This is a genomic window from Flavobacterium sp. RSSB_23 (genome assembly GCF_051547145.1).
Taxonomy (GTDB): domain Bacteria; phylum Bacteroidota; class Bacteroidia; order Flavobacteriales; family Flavobacteriaceae; genus Flavobacterium.
In genome coordinates this window covers 55,070-75,423 of sequence record NZ_JBPTTO010000001.1, presented here as the reverse complement: position 1 = coordinate 75,423, position 20,354 = coordinate 55,070, and the positions used below count along the sequence as shown (strand labels likewise).

Sequence of the window (20,354 nt, the reverse complement as noted above, 5' to 3'; positions counted from 1 at the left end):
TATGGAAAGTTTACAATTGATAATTAACTTTGCAGCCATCTTATCAGAAACCAATTAGTACAATGTTTTTATATCTACTATACTTTTTTATCACCTTAATTGTAATACAATTTGTATACTATATCGGTATTTTTAGTAAATTTTCCTTCACAAAACCAGAAGCAGTTACCCCAAAAAACATTCCTATTTCGGTAATCGTTTGTGCCAAAAATGAAGAAGAAAACGTAAAAGAATACATTCCTATTCTTGCACAACAAGACTATCCAACCTTTGAATTAGTGCTGATAGATGACGCTTCCAGCGACGAAACATTAGAGGTTTTCGAAGCCTTCGAACAACAATATCCCAACATTCGATTAGTAAAAGTAAAAAACAACGAAGCTTTTTGGGGCAATAAAAAATACGCTTTGACCTTAGGGATTAAAGCCGCAAAATACGAGCATTTGCTATTCACAGATGCCGATTGCTTCCCGCTTACCAAAGACTGGATTACCAATATGTCCGCTCATTTTGACCGTGACAAAAAAATAGTTTTAGGCTATGGAGGTTATACCAAAGTCGCCAATTCTTTTTTAAACAAAATCATACGCTACGAAACCGTATTAACAGCAATACAATACTTTTCGTGGGCAAAAGCTGGACGTCCATATATGGGCGTTGGACGAAATTTAGCTTATAAAAGAGAAGTCTTTTTTGATGTAAACGGATTTATTGACCACATTCAAGTGCGCTCTGGCGACGATGATTTATTTGTAAATCAAGCAGCCAATAAAGAAAATACAACCATTGCTTACACTCCCGAAAGTTTTACGTATTCTGAGCCTAAAAAAACATTCAAAGAATGGTTCAAACAAAAAAGAAGACACGCAGCTACCGCTGAACATTACAAATGGGGAGACCAATTCCAACTTGGTGTCTTTTATTGTTCGCAATTACTTTTCATAATAACTGCTATTGTATTACTAGCTTTTCAATTTGAATGGATAATCGTTGCAAGCCTAGTTGCTTTCCGATATTTATTCACTTGGATTAGCTTTGGATTAGGCGCCAAAAAACTAAAAGAAAAAGACATCATCTATTGGTATCCTGTTCTTGAATTTTGGCTTATATTCACACAAATTAATATCTTTATTACCAATATTTTCTCAAAACCTGTACATTGGAAATAAATAAAAAAATTGAAAAAGCTAAAAAAGGGGACCAAATTGCCTTCACTTTCTTGCTAGACCACTACTGGAATGAGGTATACGGCTTTATGCTCAAAAGAACCGAAAACGAAACCGATGCGGAAGACATCACTATAGAAACATTCTCTAAAGCGTTCGATAAAATTAGCACCTATAACAGCGAATTTCAATTCAATACTTGGCTAATTGCTATCGCAAAAAATGTCCACATCGACTTATTGCGCAAAAAAAAATCCAATCTTTTCGTAGAAATCACCGAAGAACAAGACAGACAAGCTCAAAATATTGCTGACACTACTCCATCAGCAGAAGACGAACTGATTACGGAACAAAATTTATCTCGTTTACTACAATTCATCAAAGAATTAAAACCACATTACCAAGAAGTCATTCAATTGCGTTATTTTCAAGAATTAAGTTACCAAGAAATCGCTACTAAAATTGACGAACCCATTAGTAATGTAAAAATTAAACTCCTGAGAGCTAAAAAGTTACTAGCAGAAATTATCCAGCAAAAACGCTAGTTTAATCAAAAAACAAAACTTCATTCCTTCAATTTTTTTTCAATAAAAACAAGCAATCACAATACATTTTGCACTAATAAAGTTAAATACTTGAAATTATTTTTATAATTTAACACAATAAGACAATACTTATTAACGTTGTTAAATATAAAAATACTGCTTATGATTCTATAGTTACTTAACCTCTAAAACTATACACCATGTCTAAATTAAGTATTTACGAAAGCCGCTGGATTGACCTTGTTTTTGAAGACAAAAACAAAACTTATGGAGCCTATCAATTACGACAAGAAAGTACCAAAAACACGGTATCTGCTTTTTTTCTTGGAGTTTTATTAATTACTACTATCGTCTGCATTGCTATGGTCATTAACAAACTAAGTCCAAATACCATCGTTGCACCTGAAATTCCAGAATTTGAAATACGACCTATAGATTTAGATGACATCATTCCGGTGACACCTGAAGAGCCTGTTAAAAAAACAGCACTCCCAACGGTAAAAAATCCTGTAGAAAATGTAGTAACCGCCCAAAACATGACCAATCCACAAGTTGTGGATGCTCAAACAGCTACTCCAGACGTTCCAAAAAACAATGAGTTTTCACAATCGAATACGACAACTGCTGTTACAGGAGAGGCTACAACTGGAACGGTGAACACAGCAACACAAGGCACAACCCCTGAAGTAGAAGTACCTAATAATAGCATTGTTAACACCGCTATACTAGACAAATCACCAGAATTTCCTGGTGGAATGAAAAAATTCTATAGCTACGTAGGGAATAACTTTGCAAAACCAGATATCGAAGGATTAGAAACCATCCGTATATCGGTAGCTTTTGTAATCGAAAAAGACGGAAGTTTGACTGATATCCGCGTGTTAAAAGACCCTGGTTATGGATTAGGACAAGAAGCCATTCGAGTTTTGAAATCTTTAAAAACCAAATGGACACCCGGAATTTTAAACGGTAAACCTATGCGCACCGCCTACACCCTACCCATAGTCATCAAAGCAGAATAACTTCAAAAAGCAGAACAAAATGTTCTGCTTTTTTTATGCAAAATTCTCCCAAAAACTGATGTGTTAACTTCCTTTTTTTACATATAACTTTGCCCTATCTTTGTGACTCTGAAAAAATGAAGATATGGAAACCTTAACAGATAACACCTTACCAGTAGGCAAACCAAAATGGTTAAAAGTAAAATTGCCGATTGGACAAAAATATACCGAACTACGTGGATTAGTTGATAAATACAGTTTAAATACCATTTGCACTTCAGGAAGCTGCCCAAATATGGGAGAATGCTGGGGAGAAGGAACCGCTACATTTATGATTTTAGGAAACATTTGTACTCGTTCTTGTGGTTTTTGTGGTGTAAAAACAGGAAGGCCAGAAACCATTGACTGGGACGAACCTGAAAAAGTAGCACGGTCAATAAAAATAATGAACATCAAACACGCTGTAATCACCAGTGTAGACAGAGATGATGTAAAAGATGGCGGTTCTATCATTTGGAACGAAACCGTAAAAGCGATTCGCAGAATGAATCCAAACACCACACTGGAAACACTTATCCCAGATTTTCAAGGCATAGAAAGAAACATTGACCGCATTGTTGAAGCCAACCCAGAAGTGGTTTCTCACAATGTAGAAACTGTGCGAAGATTGACTCGTGAAGTGCGTATCCAAGCCAAATACGACCGTAGCCTAGAAGTACTGCGTTATTTAAAAGAAAAAGGCATCAACAGAACCAAATCTGGAATTATGTTAGGTCTTGGAGAACAAGAAGAGGAAGTTTTTCAAACACTTAGAGATTTACGCGAAGCTAAAGTAGACGTTGTTACCATTGGTCAATACCTTCAACCTAGCAAAAAACACCTTCCTGTAAAAGAATTTATCACGCCAGAACAATTTGCTAAATACGAAGCCTATGCTTTAGAACTTGGCTTCAGACACGTAGAAAGCGGACCGCTCGTTCGTTCTTCTTACAAAGCACAAAAACATATTTTATAAAAGGATTTTCAAAATACCACACACAGAATTGAAAACAAGAATTGCAATTAATGGTTTTGGACGGATTGGACGTAATTTATTCCGCCTTTTGGTCAACCATCCTACCATAGAAGTTGTCGCTATAAACGACATTGCCGATGTAGCAACAATGGCTCACTTGATAAAATACGACAGTATTCACGGAATCTTACCTGAAAAAGTAAGTCACGACACTACTGGTCTTATCATTGCCGACAAACATTACTTGTTTTTTAATGAAAAAAACATAGCCAATCTGGACTGGAAAAAACACAACATTGACTATGTCATTGAATCTACTGGTAAATACAAAACTTTCGACGAGATTAATGCACATATTTTAGCAGGTGCCAAAAAAGTAATTTTGTCTGCTCCCGCCGAAGTAGAACAAATAAAAACGGTGGTTTTAGGTGTAAACGACCACATTCTTGATGGAACCGAAACCATTATATCGAATGCTAGTTGCACCACAAACAATGCCGCACCTATGATTCAAATTATTGATGAATTATGCGGTATTGAGCAAGCTTATATCACTACTATCCACTCCTATACAACCGACCAGAGCCTACATGACCAACCCCACAAAGACTTAAGAAGAGCTCGTGGTGCAAGTCAATCTATCGTCCCCACGACAACAGGTGCAGCCAAAGCACTCACAAAAATTTTTCCTAAATTGGAAGGCAAAATTGGAGGTTGTGGTATTCGTGTTCCCGTTCCTGATGGTTCTCTAACTGATATAACTTTTAATGTAAAAAGAGCCGTTTCGATTGAAGAAATCAACAAAGCTTTTAAGAATGCCTCTCAAAATGAACTGAAAGGAATTCTAGATTACACTGAAGACCCTATCGTTTCTGTAGATATTCTGGGCAACACCCACTCTTGTCTTTTTGACGGTCAGCTAACTTCTGTGATAGACAAAATGGTAAAAGTTGTTGGCTGGTATGACAATGAAATAGGCTATTCCTCAAGAATTATTGATTTGATTTTACACACAAAACAGGAATACAACTAATGAAACAACAAATAAAATACTTTTGGATTCTATTATTGGTCAGTAGCACTATGCTATCTACTACCACTACACAAATCATCGACAGTATTTCTATTTATCATAATTTATCACAATACAATTTCAAAATTCACAATTACGAGAAAGCCCTTCATTTTGCAAATAAATCGCTAAAATACAGTCAAACTACCAAAAATATTGAAGCACAAATCGAAAGAAACTTTGTGCTTGGTAAGCTGTATTTTGATTTAAAAAAATACAATGAGGCCCAAAATTATTTTGAACAAAGCTTTCAACTGAACACCAAAAACCCAGCGGATTTCAATAAATTCAAAGCCATCTATTTTGTAGGTTATTGTGCTATTGAGAAAAAAGATTGGAACAAAGCATCCCTTTCATTTGCAAAAGCGGACAATTTACCGATTACGCCCGCACTCAAAAAAAAGGTCAATTTATTGCTTTTAAGAAAGGCAAAACTATATTTCAGCAACAATCAATACGATATTGCGGCTGTTAATTTCGACAGAGTTCTTTCTAATTCAGACCCTGCTACTGAAAAAAACAACATAGAAGCAGTCTATCTGTATACTGGAATTATAACGCTTCAAAACAAAAAATATCCAGAAGCACTTGCTCTTTTGGAAAAAGCTTTGGCATTGAATAAAACCACCAAAAACCTAAAAAGTAAGGAAAACACCCTGCTACAACTCAGCAAATGCTACAAAGGAATGCGAAATTTTGACCAAGCCTATTCTTACTTGGAAGAATATCATTTACTCAAAATGCATTTGGCCGAAATCATCAACGCAAAGCAAAATCAAGAAAACTTCAAACAATTCAAGCGTGATGAAGCTTACAAAGCCATCATAAAGAAAAACAAAGAGCAACAACAAGCAGAAGATGCTAATAAGTACTCTAAACTAATAAACATTTTAGCCATTGCTCTAATCACGATTTTGTCACTTTTGAGTTTGTCCTTGTACAAAAACAACATCATCAGAAACGAAAGCAACAAGCTCTTGAAAGAAAAAAATCAAGAATTAATCATTGCCAAAAACAATGCAGAAAAAGCTTCTAAAGCCAGAGCTGAATTCCTCTCCACTGTAAGCCACGAATTGCGAACACCACTCAATGCCATCAACGGAATCACCCATTTGTTACTAGAGGAAAAACCTAAAAAATCGCAGTTGAATTATTTGGCATCGCTTCAATTTTCAGGTAATTATTTAGCGACTTTCATCAATGAAATTCTTGAGATTAACAAAATCGAGTCCAATAAAATTGAACTAGAGAGCATCTCGTTTCACTTAAAAGAGTTATTAGAAAATATTCAAAGCTCACTAAACAAATTTGCTTTAACTAACAACAACGAATTCAATTTAGAATTTGATAACAATATTCCGAATTATCTCATTGGCGACCCCACAAAACTTTCGCAAGTATTTTTGAATTTAATCAATAATGCTTTGAAATTTACCCACGACGGAACGGTTACTATCGTAGCTAATTTAATCAAAATTAAAGGCGACAAAGCTAAAATCAACTTTCAAATTATCGATACTGGAATTGGAATCCCACAGGATAAACTCGAATTAGTCTTTGAAAACTTCTCTCAAGGTTCGGTAGAAATCAACAGAAAATACGGTGGAACAGGGTTAGGATTAACCATTGTAAAAAAACTAGTCAAAGTCTTGGGTGGAAAAATAAAGCTGGTGAGTGAAGAAGGAAAAGGGTCGACTTTTTCGTTTAGCTTACCATTTAAAATAGCAGAAAGTTTAGAAGAGGTTACAGAAAAAGTGACGAACTACGATGAGGAGCAATTCAGAAGCAAAAAAATATTATTGGTAGAAGACAACAAAATCAACCAAATGATTACCAAGAAAATGCTTGAGAATAAAGGAATTGTTTGCATCATTATAGACAATGGAGAAGATGCTGTTAAATTGATGCACAACCACGAATACGACTTGGTCTTAATGGATGTGCATTTACCAGGCATTAATGGCACCGAAGCCACCAAACAAATTCGAGAATTTGATAATACTGTCCCAATTATAGCCTTGACTGCAATTTCACTAGACGAAAATAGAGAAACACTACTTTCTTACGGCATGAATGATGTGATTACCAAACCATTCATACCAGAAGAATTTTACACTATCATATCAAAATACATTGCTAATTAATAGGTCAGAATCAATTCTCTAATTAATTGTCTGACTTTAGGCTCAGCACCTTTGGCTGCTTCGAGGACTTCGTCGTGTGAAATGGTATCAATACTATCAGCATCCCCCATATCGGTTATAACGGAAACCCCAAAAGTCTCGACATCCATATGACGGGCTACGATAACCTCTGGCACAGTTGACATTCCAACACAATCTGCGCCTAGAATTTTCACCATTTTATATTCAGCCAAAGTTTCAAAAGTAGGCCCTTGCAAACCTAAATATATTCCGATATGCACTTTGATGGCTAATTGCTCCGCCAAAGACGCAGCGTGAGCAATCATTTTTCGGCTATAAGGTTCACTCATATTGACAAAACGAGGACCAAACCGTTCGTCATTTTTCCCACGTAAAGGATGCTCTGGTAAGAAATTGATATGGTCTTTCAATACCACTATTGAACCAACTTGATACTCAGAATTTACTCCTCCCGAAGCATTAGAAACAATTAATTTGGTTATGCCTAAATATTTCATCACTCGAACAGGAAAGGTCACTTCCTTCATTGAATAGCCTTCATAAAAATGGAAGCGCCCTTGCATCGCCACTACCTTTTTGCCTCCAATCGTTCCAAACACCAAGGCTCCTTTATGACCTTGCACTGTTGATACTGGAAAATTTGGAATTTCGGTATACGGCAACGTGTACACAATTTCCAATTCTTCTGTAAAACTTCCTAATCCTGAACCTAAAATCACCCCATACTCAGGTGCAAAATTGATTTTATTTTGAATAAAACTAACGGTTTCTTGAACTTGTTCCCACATAATCTAAAATGGTTTGGTCGAATTCTTTTTCATTACAGATAAAAGAACTTCGAATTGGTAAATAATACAATTGTTCAGAAAGAATGGAATCTTTCAATCGAACATAATCTTTTTCGGTGGTAATAATTTTTCTACCCTTGGCTTGCTTTTGAATAGCGCTAATTTCGCTTTCGCTAAAATGGTGATGGTCTGGAAATATCAAACATTCATCATCCTCTGCTTTGAGCTGCTCAAAAAAAGATTCCGGTTTTGCAATTCCTGCCAAAAGCAATTTGGATTCATTTTCTAAATCGGCCAATTTTAGCTTGGTCTCTTTTGAGTAAACCGAATCCTCATAATCAATAAAGGTAAAATATAATTGCTGATTATCGACTAACTTGAGTTGGTTTTTTATCCTTATTTGTTCCGAGGAAGAAAGGTTTTTTGGACATTTGGTTACCACTACAATCGCTGCTCTTTGGGCACCCCTTCTACTTTCTCTTAAGTTTCCTGTTGGCAATATATAGTCATTGGCATAAATATCTCCGTAAGCCGTTAATAGAATATAAAAACCTGCTTTTACTTTGCGGTGTTGATAAGCATCATCTAATAAAATAATTTCAGGAGATTTTTTTTGAGACAACAATTGCTCGATACCATTTCTCCTGTCAGCGTCTACAGCTACTTGAATAGCAGGAAACTTTTGAAAAAACTGAAAAGGTTCATCTCCCAAAATCGCTGCATTTACAGATGAATCCGCTAGAAGAAAACCTTTAGATTGTCGCTTATACCCTCGACTCAAAGTTGCCACACTGTATTTGCTCGAAAGCAACCGAATCAAATATTCAATTTGTGGGGTCTTGCCCGTTCCGCCAACACTTAAATTACCAACAGCTATAATGGGTATTGAAAACGAATACGATTTTAAAAATCCGATATCAAAAAGAAAATTTCGGATAGTAGTAATAACGCCATATACAACAGCAAAAGGAAAAAGTAATATTCGGAGTAATTTCATACTACGAAATTATAACAAATTGAGCATTTGAGATGCATCATCTAAGAAAAAGTCATTACTTATTATTCTCACGAATTAACTCTAGATATGCTTTTTGTTTCTTGAGTAAAAAATCCAACAAAGTCAATTCATCTTTGTTTATAAAAACTTTTTTTGATTCAGGGTCTTCTTTGCAATAGCTTAAGAAATTATCTATTTCATTTTTCTGAAGACCAAGCTTCTGCTTATAAAAAGACTCGTCAATACTAGCTTTAGCATAAGCTATGAAATCTTCCTCAGGCTGTTTTTTTCGTTTTGGTTTCTCTGGATTTTTGAAAAGACTAATTATTTTTCTTCCAATTTCATTAATATCCATCCCGTTGGTAATGGTACCATCATAAACAAAAGGATTTTTTGGATTAGCAGCTTGTTTATCAATTCGAGCTGCAGCCGCTTGCTCATAAGTAAACTTAGGGACATTCAATTTGGTATTTTTAACAACTACTTCATCCAATTCTATTGCCGATTTGACAAGTTTAACCTCCCATAGCTCCATTTTAAAATATTCGGGAATAACAACGACTTTTTTAAAAATGTACTCTTTTGAATAGAACGCCAAAACGTCTTTATTTTTGGCAGAAATCACAAAAAAACCTCGACTATCGGTTTTGGTACTTTGCTCAGTATTCAAATTAATTACCTCTATGCCACTTACTGCCAATGTATCACTCATCACCTTTCCTCTTAACAAAGTAGTGGTTTGTGCCTTTCCTAAAGAAAAAAATAAAAGCCCAAAAACAATGGCCAGTTGCTTCATAATTACATAAAAATTAGACTACAAAAATACCCAATTATCGTTCTGCCTTTCAAAAACTATCCTAATTTACTGTTAATGAATATTTAAATTTGTTCTTCGAAGAAAAAAAGAGAACAAATAGCCTTTTTATAATTATTCAATAAAAAAACTAAAAAGCGTATATTTGTTAGGCTTTTCAGGTACTCCCTTTGAAAAACAAATCAAACTAATACTCAAAATTCTTTTGAATGAAAATAAAACAAATCCTTGCTTTACTCGAAGAAATGGCGCCACTAGGTTATGCAGAAGATTTCGACAATGTAGGCTTATTAGTGGGTGACCAAGATGCCGAAGCTACTGGTGTTTTGGTTTGTCACGACGCCCTAGAAAATGTAATCACAGAAGCAATTAACAAAAATTGCAATTTGGTCGTGTGCTTTCACCCCATTCTTTTTTCGGGCATTAAAAAAATTACTGGCAAAAATTATGTTGAAAAAGCGATTCTAAAAGCGATTAAAAACGACATTGCCATATATGCTGTACATACCGCTTTAGACAATCATCCTGAAGGTGTAAATCAAATCTTCTGTGATGCCTTGGGACTAAAAAACACCAAAATATTGGTTCCCAAACAAAACTATATTCGCAAATTAGTTACCTACACGATAAGAGAAAATGCAGATGCCGTTCGAAACGCTTTGTTTCAAGCAGGCGCCGGAAGTATAGGTAATTATGATAATTGCAGCTTCAATTCAGAGGGGACTTTTACCTATCAAGGCAACGAAAACAGCAATCCTGTGGTAGGGCAAAAAGGCGTTTTATCAACAGGAACAGAAACCAAAATAGAAGTTGTTTTTGAAAAACATTTGCAGTCAAAAATTCTAAAAGCATTATTTGCTACTCATATCTACGAAGAAGTAGCTTACGAAATTTATGATTTGCAAAACAATTACCAAAAAATCGGACTAGGAATGGTCGGTGAACTAGAAGAACCGATGGAAGAATCGTCCTTTTTGCATTTTGTAAAAGAAAAAATGCAAGCAAAAGGCATTCGACATTCGGCATTTTTGGGTCGTCCCATCAAAAAAGTAGCCGTTTTAGGTGGTGCAGGAAGTTTTGCCATTTCACAAGCCATTCAGGCAGGAGCCGACGCCTATTTGACCGCAGATTTGAAATATCATCAGTTTTATGAAGCAGAAAATCGGATACTTTTAGCTGATATCGGACATTTTGAAAGCGAACGTTATACAAAAAATTATATTGTTGAGTATCTTCGAAAAAAAATCCTTAATTTTGCACCCGTCTCGCTACCAAGCGGAATCATTTTATCAGAAGAAAATACAAATCCAGTTAAGTACTTATAGAATATGGCTACTACGAAAGAATTAAGTGTTGAAGAAAAGTTAAGAGCAATCTACGATTTACAACTTATTGACTCAAGAATTGACGAAATTAGAAACGTAAGAGGAGAGCTTCCTTTAGAGGTGGAAGATTTAGAAGACGAAGTTGCAGGTTTAAGCACTCGTACCGAAAAATTAAAAGCAGATCTTGAGGTTATCGAAGACTTGATTAAAGTAAAGAAAAATGCCATCGATGAGCACAAAGAAGCGATTAAAAAATACACCAAACAACAAGAAACGGTTCGTAACAATCGCGAATTCAATTCTTTGACAAAAGAAGTAGAGTTTCAAGAATTAGAAATTCAATTGGCTGAAAAGCAAATCAAAGAAATGAAAGCTTCTATCGAACACAAAAAAGAAGTTATCACTAATTCTAGAGAAAAATTAGAAGCTAAAACTTCTCATTTAAAACATAAAAAATCAGAGTTAGAAGCTATTATGGCTGAAACTCAAAAAGAAGAGCAATTTTTAACTGAAAAATCTGCGGAATATCAAGCGAATATTGAACCACGTCTTTTGGCTGCTTACAACAGAATCAGAAGCAGTGTTCGTAACGGATTAGCGGTAGTTTCTATTGAAAGAGGAGCTTCTGCAGGTTCATTCTTTACTATTCCACCACAAACGCAAGTTGAAATTGCTGCAAGAAAGAAAATCATCATCGATGAGCACTCAGGAAGAATCTTGGTTGATAGTGTCCTTGCTGAGGAAGAAAGAGAAAAAATGGAACAATTGTTCTCAACAATCTAAATCCAACAAGCCTCCTTTTTAGGAGGCTTTTTTGATATGAAAAAAACCGCACTTTATCTTTATATCAAATTCTTAGGTTTAGGACTAAATCTACTAAGTTTTGCGTTCCCAAAAAAAGCAACCAAAATTGCTTATGGTTTATTTAGCGAACCAAGAGCTGGAAAACTAAATAACGAACAACTTCCTGAGATTCTACAACAGGCACAATCCGAAAAAATAAGTTATGAAGACTCTTTTTTTCAAACCTATACTTGGAAAGGGAATGACACTATAATTTTATTAGTACACGGATGGGAAAGCAATGCCTCTCGTTGGGAAAAGTTATTACCGTTCCTAAAAAAGTCTGGTAGTACGATTGTCGCAATTGATGCACCTGCCCACGGTCAGTCTAGCGGTAAAGAATTTAGTATTCCAAAATATGCAGCATTCATTCATCTTGCGGTTCAAAAATTCAATCCAGATTACCTTATTGGTCATTCCATTGGAGGTCAAACGTGTTTGTACTACCAATCGATGTATCAAAACAAAGCGATAAAAAAAATGGTGATTTTAGGTACTCCAAGTGATTTTACCATTATACTTTCCAATTTTATCAAATTATTGCGACTCAATACTACCATTGCTAAAAATATCGAGAATCATTATTTAAACCATTTTAAGTTAGACATTCATCAATTCTCAAGTCAACTGTTTGCTAAAAAAGTGGATACAAAAGGTTTTATTGCGCACGATACATTAGACCCTGTGGTTAAAATTGCAGAAGCTAAAAAAATTGCTGCCACTTGGAAAGATGCCATTTTCTATGAGACTAATGGTTTGGGACACAGTATGCACGACAACCAACTGTATCATAAAGTAAGTGATTTTTTATTCGAAAAAGAGAGCTAAGAATCCTCCCAAAACACAATTTTAATTATAAAAACAAACAATTGTATTAGTACCATAAACTGCTATTCAATTTTATATTTTTGCATTATGGAAGAAAATCTAAAACGACTCAATAAATTCATTGGAGAAACAGGATATTGTTCTCGTCGTGAAGCCGATAAACTAATCGAAGAAGGCCGAGTAACCATTAATGGTGTGGTTCCTGAAATGGGAACTAAAGTTTCGCCTCAAGATGAAGTACGCATAGACGGAAAATTGATTACCGAAAAGCATGAAAAATTAGTGTACTTGGCTTTCAACAAACCCGTAGGCATTGAGTGTACAACCAATCTAGAAGTTCGTAACAATATCGTAGATTACATTAATTACCCTAAGCGTATTTTTCCTATTGGCCGATTGGACAAAGCCAGTGAAGGCTTGATTTTTATGACCAATGACGGAGATATTGTGAACAAAATTTTGCGTGCTAGAAACAACCACGAGAAAGAATATACAGTTACCGTAAACAAACCCATAACCGACCGTTTCATTCAAAGAATGGGTAACGGTATTCCGATTTTGGAAACAGTAACTCGCAAATGCAAAGTAGAGCAAATCAGTAAATACACCTTCAAAATTATTTTAACACAAGGCTTAAATCGTCAAATTCGAAGAATGTGCGAATATTTAGGGTATGAAGTAACTGCTTTGAAGCGAATCCGAATCATTAATATCTCTTTGGATGTTCCAGTGGGACGCTACAGAGATTTAACCGATGCCGAAATAAAAGAACTCAATACGCTAATAGAACCTTCAAGTAAAACAGAAGAAGCCAGTTTGCCTAAAGCTAAAGCTGAAACTCCAAAACGAAGAGCCGAATTCATCAAAAAAGACGACCCTAGATTTAAGAAAAGAGGAGAATACTAAATAGAAAACCCAAGATGAGAGTCTTGGGTTTTATTATTTATGTCTTAGTCTTTTATAAACTCATAATACAAAACCTTAGATAAAAAGGATTCCTTTTTTTGTTGATGGACAAAACCTTGTCTATAGGAATATTGCTCAGGAGCATTGATTTTGTTCGCTAAAAAATAGTTTTCCCTCGCTTCATCATTAAAATTCAAGCTACATAAAAAAGTAGGCTCCACTCCTTTCCCTACCGAAATATTGTAGACTGTAATTACATTTCCCCAATTGATACAAGCACACACCAGAATGGTTCCATAAAAAAACCACGCCATTTGATTAAAAATATAAGCATTGGTCTTTTGACGAATAATCTTTATGAAAGTATACCCCAAACCTATAAAAGCCAAAATCAAGAAGGCATAAACCCCCAATCTTTTGTATGTCAGACCAAAAAAAGCAACATATTCAGAATTCTTAACAAACGTACTTATGATTAATACAGCATTTAAAACAATCCAAATTTTGGCCAAACGTTTAAGATTAATAGCTTTTTTATCAAAATTAAAACCACCTTTAAAGTAAAACAATAAAACACCAACCGCCATAATCGTTGAAAAAATAACCGCATTCACTCTTTCGTGCGTCGCTTTACTCAATGAGCTACTTGCTGTTACTTCAAAAAATTGTTCGTAGTTGTAGGTGACTATAAAAACCAAAAGCATAGTATTAAGCAACCACAAAGTGATTTCACCACTTTTCCTTTCAAAATCTAAATCCAAAAAAGAAAAAGTGGGTTCATTTACCTCCTCGGCTATTACGAAGTCATTAGCTAACTTTTCATTAAGTTCATAGGACATGTCGGGAACCCAATAATTCCAAAAACTAAAGGAAATATAAAACCCAATCAAGACGATTAAAAGCAGTTCAAAAATATCCAAATCTAAAGTGTAGTCTGTAAAAAGTGCCGAAAAATGGTCGCTACCAAAAGAATATACAATAAAAAATAGCAGTAAAAACACTAGCGGAATCATCACATAAGCAATCAACTTTTTGGCAAAATCATTTTTTAATTCTCGTTTAGGTAACCATTGCGAAAACAAAAAGGGGCGACCTAAAGAAGCAAATCCATTAACAACAATCAATGGGACTAATTGAATCAATTTTAACTCGACCAATTGCGTCCTAAATTGTAGCATAATAATGGAGAGAAAAAGCGCTAAAAAAGAAGCAAAATCGCCATACCAAGCAAACGACAAACAAGATAAGACAGAAGTAAAAACTAGCCACCAATGGGATTTGTTTGCGAACTGATTTTTAAAAAAATAAACAATCATTACTGTCAGGAACAAACCAAAAATAGCAAGGTTTAAACCAACAGATTGATTGTAAAAAAGCAAGGTAAAAACAAAGCTTGAGGCGAAAATGAAATGGTGTTTTTTCATAATTAAAATTTAAAAGTACTTTGTATTTCAAAGTAATTAGACAAAAAAATAGTTATTTAGGTTTCAATAATTTTTCAAGACTTTTGAGGTGTTGTTCAAAGGCAACACGTCCTTTATTCGTTACTCGATACGAAGTTTTGGGTTTCTTACCAACAAATTCTTTTTTAACTTCGATATATTCCCCCTTTTCTAAAGCACTGGAATGGCTGGCTAAATTTCCATCGGTTATATCCAATAGCGATTTCATTTCGGTAAAATCTACCCAATCGTTAACCATCAAAATAGACATAATGCCTAATCTGACGCGACTCTCGAAATCTTTATTTAGTTTATCTATAATTCCCATCGATGGTTATTTATATTTTTTGAATAATAATAAACCATAGAAAATGTGCAATATACCGAAACCGAGAATCCAAAACACCAAACCGTATCCTACAAAAAACAAAGCAATACTTCCTAAAATTACCTCTGAAAATCCTAGGTATTTAATATCTGAGTAAGTATATTTCTCTGCATTTAGCAAGGCTAAACCATAAAAAATCAAGGTACTAGGCGCTACCAAAATAAACATCTGATGATAAACAAGTGCAAAACAAAAGACAGCACCAGCAATTAGAGGAATTGCTAAATTGAAAAGCATATTTTTTGTAGCTGAAGTCCAGATTGGCAAGTTTAATTTTTTACTTTTTCTAACTGTAAAAAAAATACCAAAAGCAAGTGCAAAGAACAAGATAACAAATGCTGTAAGGATTAATTTGGTTATTAAACTAGTAGAATACAACTGATGATTGTCTTCAAAATACTCGATACCATTGGCTTTAAACAATTGATAAACATATACACCGCCTAGTAGAGCAGACAAACCAGCAAAAACGCCAGACAAACCGCTTAAAGAAATAAAACGGGAAGAACGCTCCATCATGGAACGGATATGCACTAAATCTTCTTGATGCTTTTCAGTCATAATAAAAGTACTTTGAAATACAAAGTTAAATAAATAAATGAAATATAAAAGAAAAAGTTGCCTTTTTTAAAACCATCTTTTCTTTTTAAACAAAAACACACCAAAAACCGATAAGATGATAGAAACAAGAATGACTATTGGTAAACCATAAGCATTGCCTTCGAGATTATTGGGCACGTTCATACCATACAAACTTGCTATTACAGTAGGAATCATTAGTATAATAGAGATAGAGGTCATTTGCTTCATAATCGCATTTAAATTATTCGATATCACTGAAGCATAAGCATCCATCATTCCTGTCAATATATCGCTATAAATGTTTGTCGTTTCTTGTGCTTGACGCAACTCAATCTCAACATCCTCTAACAATTCAGGGTCATAAGAATCTCTTTGGGATTTTAGATTTTTTATTCGATGTAGTAAAATATCATTTCCTTTTAAAGAAGTCATAAAGAATACTAAGCATTTTTCAATTTGAAGTAACGCTTGCAATTCCTCGTTTTTGATAGACTCTTCCAAATTGTCTTCTGCAAGCTTAATCTTTTGATTGACTTGTTTTAAATACTTTAAGTACCAAACACTCGAAGATAAAAGCAATTTCAAAACTAAGTCAAAATTATCTTTGATGTTTTTGCCTTTACGCTGTGTGTACACCACAAAATCCGTCAACATCTCTGTTTTATGAAAACTAATCGTCACACAAATGTCACCTTTAAAAACGATTCCAACTGGAATTGTATTGAAAGGTAATTTTATATTATTGGTATTTACTGGGATTCTAATGATAATCAAGGTCCAACCGTTCTCTATCTCAATACGGGGTCTTTCGTCAATATCTTCGATATCATTATAGAATTCTTCGGGAACCTTTAGTTCTTCAAGCAGGTAATTTTTTTCATCTTCTGTTGGACATTCAACATTAATCCAACAATTAGGAGTCCATTCTTTTGACTCAAACAATCCGTTATTGTTTTTGTAAAACGCTTTCATTTCAATAATCTACAGGTTAAGTTATAGCTTCTTGAAATGATTTTCAAGAGCTTTATTTTTTCAATTTTTCCGAATAATAATCGTCCATTGGGGCTGCTTATTTTAAGTGTTGCAAAAGTATTGTTTAAATTTTAAATTGCTCTTTGAAGTACAGTATTTATGCAAATCTTAAGACAAAAAAAAGCCCAAACTTGCGTTTGAGCTTTATCATTTTTATAAAAGACTATTACTTCATTCTCATTTTTCTCGCTAATAATGTATTTTGCAACAACATCGCGATAGTCATAGGACCTACTCCTCCAGGAACAGGAGTTATGAATGAGGATTTTTTACTTACTCCATCAAAATCAACATCACCCGTGATAACATATCCTTTTGGATGAGAAGCGTCCTCCACTCTAGTGATTCCTACGTCGATAACAACAACGCCGTCTTTTACCATATCCGCTTTCAAATAATTAGGAACACCTAATGCGGTGATAATGATATCGGCATTTTTAGTAAATTCCTCAATATTTTTGGTTCTACTATGCGTTAAAGTAACGGTTGAATCACCTGGGTTTCCTTTGCGGCTCATCAAGATACTCATCGGACGACCTACAATATGACTTCTTCCAATTACAACCGTATGTTTCCCTACTGTATCCACTTTATAGCGCTCTAACAATTGCATAATTCCGAAGGGCGTAGCAGGAATAAAAGTATCCATATCTAGTGCCATTTTTCCGAAATTAGCTGGATGGAAGCCATCAACATCTTTGTCAGGGTCAATTGCCATTAATATTTTTTGTTCATCAATATGTTTTGGCAATGGTAATTGTACGATGTAGCCATCTAAATCATCATCTTCATTCAATTCTTTAATCTTCAACAACAACTCAGCTTCTGTAATACTTTCTGGCAAACTCACCAATGTTGATTCAAAACCAATTTGCTGACAAGAACGTACTTTACTACCTACGTAAGTCAAACTAGCACCATCTGTACCCACAATTACTGCAGCCAAGTGAGGCACTTTCTCCCCATTGTCTTTCATTTGTTGCACTTCGATGGCAATTTCTTTCTTAATATCTTCTGATGTTTTTTTTCCGTCTAGTAGTTGCATAAGAACTGTTTATTGTTTGTAGTTGATTGTTTTAAAATACTCAATAGGTACTAGGCAATTTGTAGTATCAAAATTTGGATACCGAAAACTGATTTCTTTATTATCTAGGCATACCTGGCATTCCCGGCATTCCTTTCATCCCACCCATCATTTTCATTAAATTCTTTCCGCCTGGACCTTGCATCATTTTCATCATTTTGCTCATTTGGTCGAATTGCTTCATCAATTGATTGACTTGCTCTACTTTGGTTCCAGAACCTTTAGCGATTCTAATCTTACGTTTGGCGTCGATTAGGGCTGGTTTGCTTCTTTCTCCAGGTGTCATAGAATGGATGATGGCTTCAATATGTTTGAAAGCATCGTCTTCAATTTCGATATCTTTCATTGCTTTGGAAGCACCTGGTATCATTCCAACCAAATCCTTCATATTACCCATTTTCTTTACTTGCTGAATTTGGGTTAAGAAATCATCAAAACCAAATTCATTTTTAGCAATTTTCTTTTGTAATTTTCTGGCTTCTTCTTCGTTGAACTGCTCTTGAGCACGCTCTACCAAAGAAACAACGTCTCCCATTCCAAGGATACGTTCTGCCATACGAACAGGGTAGAATACATCAATGGCATCCATTTTTTCTCCTGTTCCTACAAACTTAATCGGTTTGTTTACAACAGTCTTGATAGACAAGGCTGCTCCACCACGAGTATCACCATCTAATTTCGTTAAGATAACTCCATCAAAGTTTAGACGATCGTTGAAAGTTTTTGCTGTATTTACGGCATCTTGACCTGTCATAGAATCGACTACAAACAAGGTTTCTTGTGGCTGAATGGCTTTGTGAACGCGTTCGATTTCGTTCATCATCTCTTCATCCACAGCCAAACGACCTGCGGTATCTACGATTACCACATTGAATCCGTTGGATTTTGCGTGCTTAATCGCATTTTGTGCAATCTCTACAGGATTTTTGTTTTCTGGTTCAGAATACACCTCAACGGCTATAGAATCTCCAACAACATATAATTGTTGAATCGCTGCTGGACGATAAATATCACAAGCAACTAACAGTACTTTTTTATTTTTTTTGGTTTGAAGATAATTGGCTAATTTACCAGAGAAGGTAGTTTTACCAGAACCTTGTAACCCTGACATCAAAATAACGGATGGATTACCAGACAAATTGATTCCAGCAACATCGCCTCCCATTAATTCGGTTAATTCGTCTTTAACCAATTTCACCAACAATTGTCCTGGTTGCAAGGTCGTTAATACGTCTTGACCAATGGCTTTTTCTTTAACTTTGGCTGTAAAATCTTTGGCAATTTTAAAGTTAACATCGGCATCTAGCAACGCACGACGAACTTCTTTTAAGGTATCGGCTACATTGACTTCGGTGATTTTTCCGTGTCCTTTTAGAATATGGAACGCTTTATCTAACTTATCGCTTAAATTATCGAACATAATTTTCTATTTTTTTGAGATGCAAATATACTATAAAGGTTTAGAGGCACAAAGATTTGAACTTTAAACTTTGGAGAATTTAGGCGTTTTTGAAAACAAAAAAGCCACTATAAAGCAGCTTCTTAAATTTTACTTTTTGGTATGAATCCAAAAAAGCTTTATGCTTACTTTTTAGCCCCGATGGGAACGGCACCCTCCTGACTTGTGACCAAACAAGGCAGGAGATATAGTGGACAGCGGGAAACCTGTCTACAAGAAAAGCCTATTGCCTCCGCTCCTAAAAAGTATGGTATGCTAGAATTGGAAATAAACAAAAGGTACCAATTCACTCAAAATCATTGCTGTAACCCACCAAATTCAAGAAAACACAAAGAGTTAAAAAACAAGTCTTATGGTTTTACTAAAAAATACCTAAGATATTCTTAAATAGCAAACCACATTAAGGAATTCGTATATATTTGCAGCTCATAATGGAAAAAAAGTATCTTCATATGCGCTCAGTATTGATATGGCTTATAATGCTACTACTCTTTGTTGACATTACTGCACTTGCCAGTACTGGGGCTTATTCGACTATTTCATCAAGCAGTCAAAAGAGCAAACAATCTGTTTTGAATGATGTATCGAATACCACTAAAAATACGAACTCAAACTTACCATTTGAAACAACGGACGATAGTGACCAAAACTCAGTAAACGAAATAGAAGATAGTTTCGAGACGTCCTTATTCCCTATTACCTTTCATTTTCAACTACCATTGGCTTTCAATTTCAGAAAAATATCTGATAATTATATCCATATAGAGCCACGTCAGTATTACCAAGATATTGTTCCTCCTCCTCCAGAAAATTAAATAATTATTACACTAAGTAGCTGTTTTATTGTACTTCCCAAGAAAGGTTTGTCAATGTAACAGAAAAACACTGTACTTACTATTATT

General features: G+C 34.9%; 20 protein-coding genes. 11 read left to right on the top strand and 9 right to left on the bottom strand.

Going from position 1 to position 20,354, the window contains the following annotated elements; all coding sequences use genetic code 11:
- The first annotated feature begins 62 nt into the window (after positions 1-62).
- The 6 genes from ACSVH9_RS00340 to ACSVH9_RS00315 all read left to right on the top strand — a co-directional run bounded on the left by ACSVH9_RS00340 (position 63) and on the right by ACSVH9_RS00315 (position 6,943).
- Positions 63-1,169, top strand: coding sequence for a glycosyltransferase (locus ACSVH9_RS00340; RefSeq protein WP_438061982.1), 1,107 nt, complete (start codon positions 63-65; stop codon positions 1,167-1,169).
- Positions 1,160-1,711, top strand: coding sequence for an RNA polymerase sigma factor (locus tag ACSVH9_RS00335; RefSeq protein ID WP_159686777.1), 552 nt, complete (start codon positions 1,160-1,162; stop codon positions 1,709-1,711). Before ACSVH9_RS00340 ends, ACSVH9_RS00335 begins: the two co-directional genes overlap by 10 nt.
- Positions 1,712-1,911: 200 nt before the next feature.
- Positions 1,912-2,733, top strand: a complete 822-nt coding sequence (locus ACSVH9_RS00330) for an energy transducer TonB (protein WP_438061981.1) — start codon at positions 1,912-1,914, stop codon at positions 2,731-2,733.
- Positions 2,734-2,857: 124 nt separating this feature from the next.
- Positions 2,858-3,727, top strand: a complete 870-nt coding sequence (gene lipA, locus ACSVH9_RS00325; protein WP_342692863.1) for a lipoyl synthase — start codon at positions 2,858-2,860, stop codon at positions 3,725-3,727.
- 28 nt (positions 3,728-3,755) lie between these two features.
- Positions 3,756-4,760 (top strand): type I glyceraldehyde-3-phosphate dehydrogenase, encoded by a 1,005-nt coding sequence (gap, locus tag ACSVH9_RS00320; protein WP_438061980.1) that lies wholly within the window; start codon positions 3,756-3,758, stop codon positions 4,758-4,760.
- Positions 4,760-6,943 carry an ATP-binding protein gene (locus ACSVH9_RS00315; RefSeq protein WP_438061979.1) on the top strand — a complete coding sequence of 728 codons (2,184 nt, stop codon included), beginning with the start codon at positions 4,760-4,762 and terminating at the stop codon, positions 6,941-6,943. Before gap ends, ACSVH9_RS00315 begins: the two co-directional genes overlap by 1 nt.
- Here the strand turns inward: ACSVH9_RS00315 and ACSVH9_RS00310 are convergent.
- Genes ACSVH9_RS00310 through ACSVH9_RS00300 form a run of 3 tightly spaced genes read right to left on the bottom strand, consistent with a single transcriptional unit; the run spans position 6,940 to position 9,545 of the window.
- Entirely contained in the window at positions 6,940-7,752 is an 813-nt protein-coding gene (locus tag ACSVH9_RS00310) for a purine-nucleoside phosphorylase (RefSeq protein WP_438061978.1), read from the bottom strand. The genes ACSVH9_RS00315 and ACSVH9_RS00310 overlap by 4 nt on opposite strands.
- Positions 7,724-8,749: a tetraacyldisaccharide 4'-kinase gene (gene lpxK, locus ACSVH9_RS00305; protein ID WP_438061977.1), complete on the bottom strand. Its 1,026-nt coding sequence runs from the start codon at positions 8,747-8,749 to the stop codon at positions 7,724-7,726. The genes ACSVH9_RS00310 and lpxK overlap by 29 nt, the downstream gene beginning before the upstream one ends.
- A gap of 55 nt (positions 8,750-8,804) precedes the next feature.
- Positions 8,805-9,545: a hypothetical protein gene (locus ACSVH9_RS00300; protein ID WP_438061976.1), complete on the bottom strand. Its 741-nt coding sequence runs from the start codon at positions 9,543-9,545 to the stop codon at positions 8,805-8,807.
- Between the two features lie 227 nt (positions 9,546-9,772).
- Between ACSVH9_RS00300 and ACSVH9_RS00295 the strand changes: the two genes are divergently transcribed.
- The 4 genes from ACSVH9_RS00295 to rluF all read left to right on the top strand — a co-directional run bounded on the left by ACSVH9_RS00295 (position 9,773) and on the right by rluF (position 13,465).
- The gene (locus tag ACSVH9_RS00295; RefSeq protein ID WP_438061975.1) at positions 9,773-10,888 is read left to right on the top strand and encodes a Nif3-like dinuclear metal center hexameric protein; all 1,116 of its coding nucleotides are present in this window, start codon (positions 9,773-9,775) and stop codon (positions 10,886-10,888) included.
- Positions 10,889-10,891: 3 nt separating this feature from the next.
- On the top strand, positions 10,892-11,671 hold the full coding sequence (locus ACSVH9_RS00290) for a zinc ribbon domain-containing protein (protein ID WP_298295269.1): 780 nt from the start codon (positions 10,892-10,894) through the stop codon (positions 11,669-11,671).
- A 36-nt stretch (positions 11,672-11,707) separates the two neighbouring features.
- Positions 11,708-12,559: an alpha/beta fold hydrolase gene (locus tag ACSVH9_RS00285; protein ID WP_438061974.1), complete on the top strand. Its 852-nt coding sequence runs from the start codon at positions 11,708-11,710 to the stop codon at positions 12,557-12,559.
- Between the two features lie 87 nt (positions 12,560-12,646).
- Positions 12,647-13,465 (top strand): 23S rRNA pseudouridine(2604) synthase RluF, encoded by an 819-nt coding sequence (gene rluF / locus ACSVH9_RS00280; protein ID WP_438061973.1) that lies wholly within the window; start codon positions 12,647-12,649, stop codon positions 13,463-13,465.
- 44 nt (positions 13,466-13,509) lie between these two features.
- On the opposite strand, the gene ACSVH9_RS00275 is transcribed toward rluF, so the two are convergent.
- The 6 genes from ACSVH9_RS00275 to ffh form a co-directional block, all read right to left on the bottom strand.
- Positions 13,510-14,889, bottom strand: coding sequence for a DUF4153 domain-containing protein (locus tag ACSVH9_RS00275; RefSeq protein ID WP_438061972.1), 1,380 nt, complete (start codon positions 14,887-14,889; stop codon positions 13,510-13,512).
- A gap of 52 nt (positions 14,890-14,941) precedes the next feature.
- Positions 14,942-15,235 (bottom strand): winged helix-turn-helix domain-containing protein, encoded by a 294-nt coding sequence (locus ACSVH9_RS00270; protein ID WP_438061971.1) that lies wholly within the window; start codon positions 15,233-15,235, stop codon positions 14,942-14,944.
- 6 nt (positions 15,236-15,241) lie between these two features.
- On the bottom strand, positions 15,242-15,856 hold the full coding sequence (locus tag ACSVH9_RS00265) for a hypothetical protein (RefSeq protein WP_438061970.1): 615 nt from the start codon (positions 15,854-15,856) through the stop codon (positions 15,242-15,244).
- Positions 15,857-15,922: 66 nt separating this feature from the next.
- Positions 15,923-16,849, bottom strand: coding sequence for a magnesium transporter CorA family protein (locus tag ACSVH9_RS00260; RefSeq protein ID WP_438061969.1), 927 nt, complete (start codon positions 16,847-16,849; stop codon positions 15,923-15,925).
- Between the two features lie 226 nt (positions 16,850-17,075).
- Entirely contained in the window at positions 17,076-17,954 is an 879-nt protein-coding gene (locus ACSVH9_RS00255; protein ID WP_159686821.1) for a bifunctional 5,10-methylenetetrahydrofolate dehydrogenase/5,10-methenyltetrahydrofolate cyclohydrolase, read from the bottom strand.
- Positions 17,955-18,054: 100 nt separating this feature from the next.
- Positions 18,055-19,413, bottom strand: coding sequence for a signal recognition particle protein (gene ffh, locus ACSVH9_RS00250; RefSeq protein ID WP_300976866.1), 1,359 nt, complete (start codon positions 19,411-19,413; stop codon positions 18,055-18,057).
- A gap of 518 nt (positions 19,414-19,931) precedes the next feature.
- Between ffh and ACSVH9_RS00245 the strand changes: the two genes are divergently transcribed.
- Positions 19,932-20,267, top strand: coding sequence for a hypothetical protein (locus ACSVH9_RS00245; RefSeq protein ID WP_438061968.1), 336 nt, complete (start codon positions 19,932-19,934; stop codon positions 20,265-20,267).
- Positions 20,268-20,354: the final 87 nt, after the last annotated feature.

Bases quoted from the DNA above. Each gene is read 5' to 3' on its own strand.
- ACSVH9_RS00340 (WP_438061982.1), top strand. From the start codon at position 63: ATGTTTTTATATCTACTATACTTTTTTATCACCTTAATTGTAATACAA.
- ACSVH9_RS00330 (WP_438061981.1), top strand. From the start codon at position 1,912: ATGTCTAAATTAAGTATTTACGAAAGCCGCTGGATTGACCTTGTTTTT.
- lipA (WP_342692863.1), top strand. From the start codon at position 2,858: ATGGAAACCTTAACAGATAACACCTTACCAGTAGGCAAACCAAAATGG.
- ACSVH9_RS00315 (WP_438061979.1), top strand. From the start codon at position 4,760: ATGAAACAACAAATAAAATACTTTTGGATTCTATTATTGGTCAGTAGC.
- ACSVH9_RS00310 (WP_438061978.1), bottom strand. From the start codon at position 7,752: ATGTGGGAACAAGTTCAAGAAACCGTTAGTTTTATTCAAAATAAAATC.
- lpxK (WP_438061977.1), bottom strand. From the start codon at position 8,749: ATGAAATTACTCCGAATATTACTTTTTCCTTTTGCTGTTGTATATGGC.
- ACSVH9_RS00300 (WP_438061976.1), bottom strand. From the start codon at position 9,545: ATGAAGCAACTGGCCATTGTTTTTGGGCTTTTATTTTTTTCTTTAGGA.
- ACSVH9_RS00295 (WP_438061975.1), top strand. From the start codon at position 9,773: ATGAAAATAAAACAAATCCTTGCTTTACTCGAAGAAATGGCGCCACTA.
- ACSVH9_RS00290 (WP_298295269.1), top strand. From the start codon at position 10,892: ATGGCTACTACGAAAGAATTAAGTGTTGAAGAAAAGTTAAGAGCAATC.
- ACSVH9_RS00285 (WP_438061974.1), top strand. From the start codon at position 11,708: ATGAAAAAAACCGCACTTTATCTTTATATCAAATTCTTAGGTTTAGGA.
- rluF (WP_438061973.1), top strand. From the start codon at position 12,647: ATGGAAGAAAATCTAAAACGACTCAATAAATTCATTGGAGAAACAGGA.
- ACSVH9_RS00275 (WP_438061972.1), bottom strand. From the start codon at position 14,889: ATGAAAAAACACCATTTCATTTTCGCCTCAAGCTTTGTTTTTACCTTG.
- ACSVH9_RS00270 (WP_438061971.1), bottom strand. From the start codon at position 15,235: ATGGGAATTATAGATAAACTAAATAAAGATTTCGAGAGTCGCGTCAGA.
- ACSVH9_RS00265 (WP_438061970.1), bottom strand. From the start codon at position 15,856: ATGACTGAAAAGCATCAAGAAGATTTAGTGCATATCCGTTCCATGATG.
- ACSVH9_RS00260 (WP_438061969.1), bottom strand. From the start codon at position 16,849: ATGAAAGCGTTTTACAAAAACAATAACGGATTGTTTGAGTCAAAAGAA.
- ACSVH9_RS00255 (WP_159686821.1), bottom strand. From the start codon at position 17,954: ATGCAACTACTAGACGGAAAAAAAACATCAGAAGATATTAAGAAAGAA.
- ffh (WP_300976866.1), bottom strand. From the start codon at position 19,413: ATGTTCGATAATTTAAGCGATAAGTTAGATAAAGCGTTCCATATTCTA.
- ACSVH9_RS00245 (WP_438061968.1), top strand. From the start codon at position 19,932: ATGCTACTACTCTTTGTTGACATTACTGCACTTGCCAGTACTGGGGCT.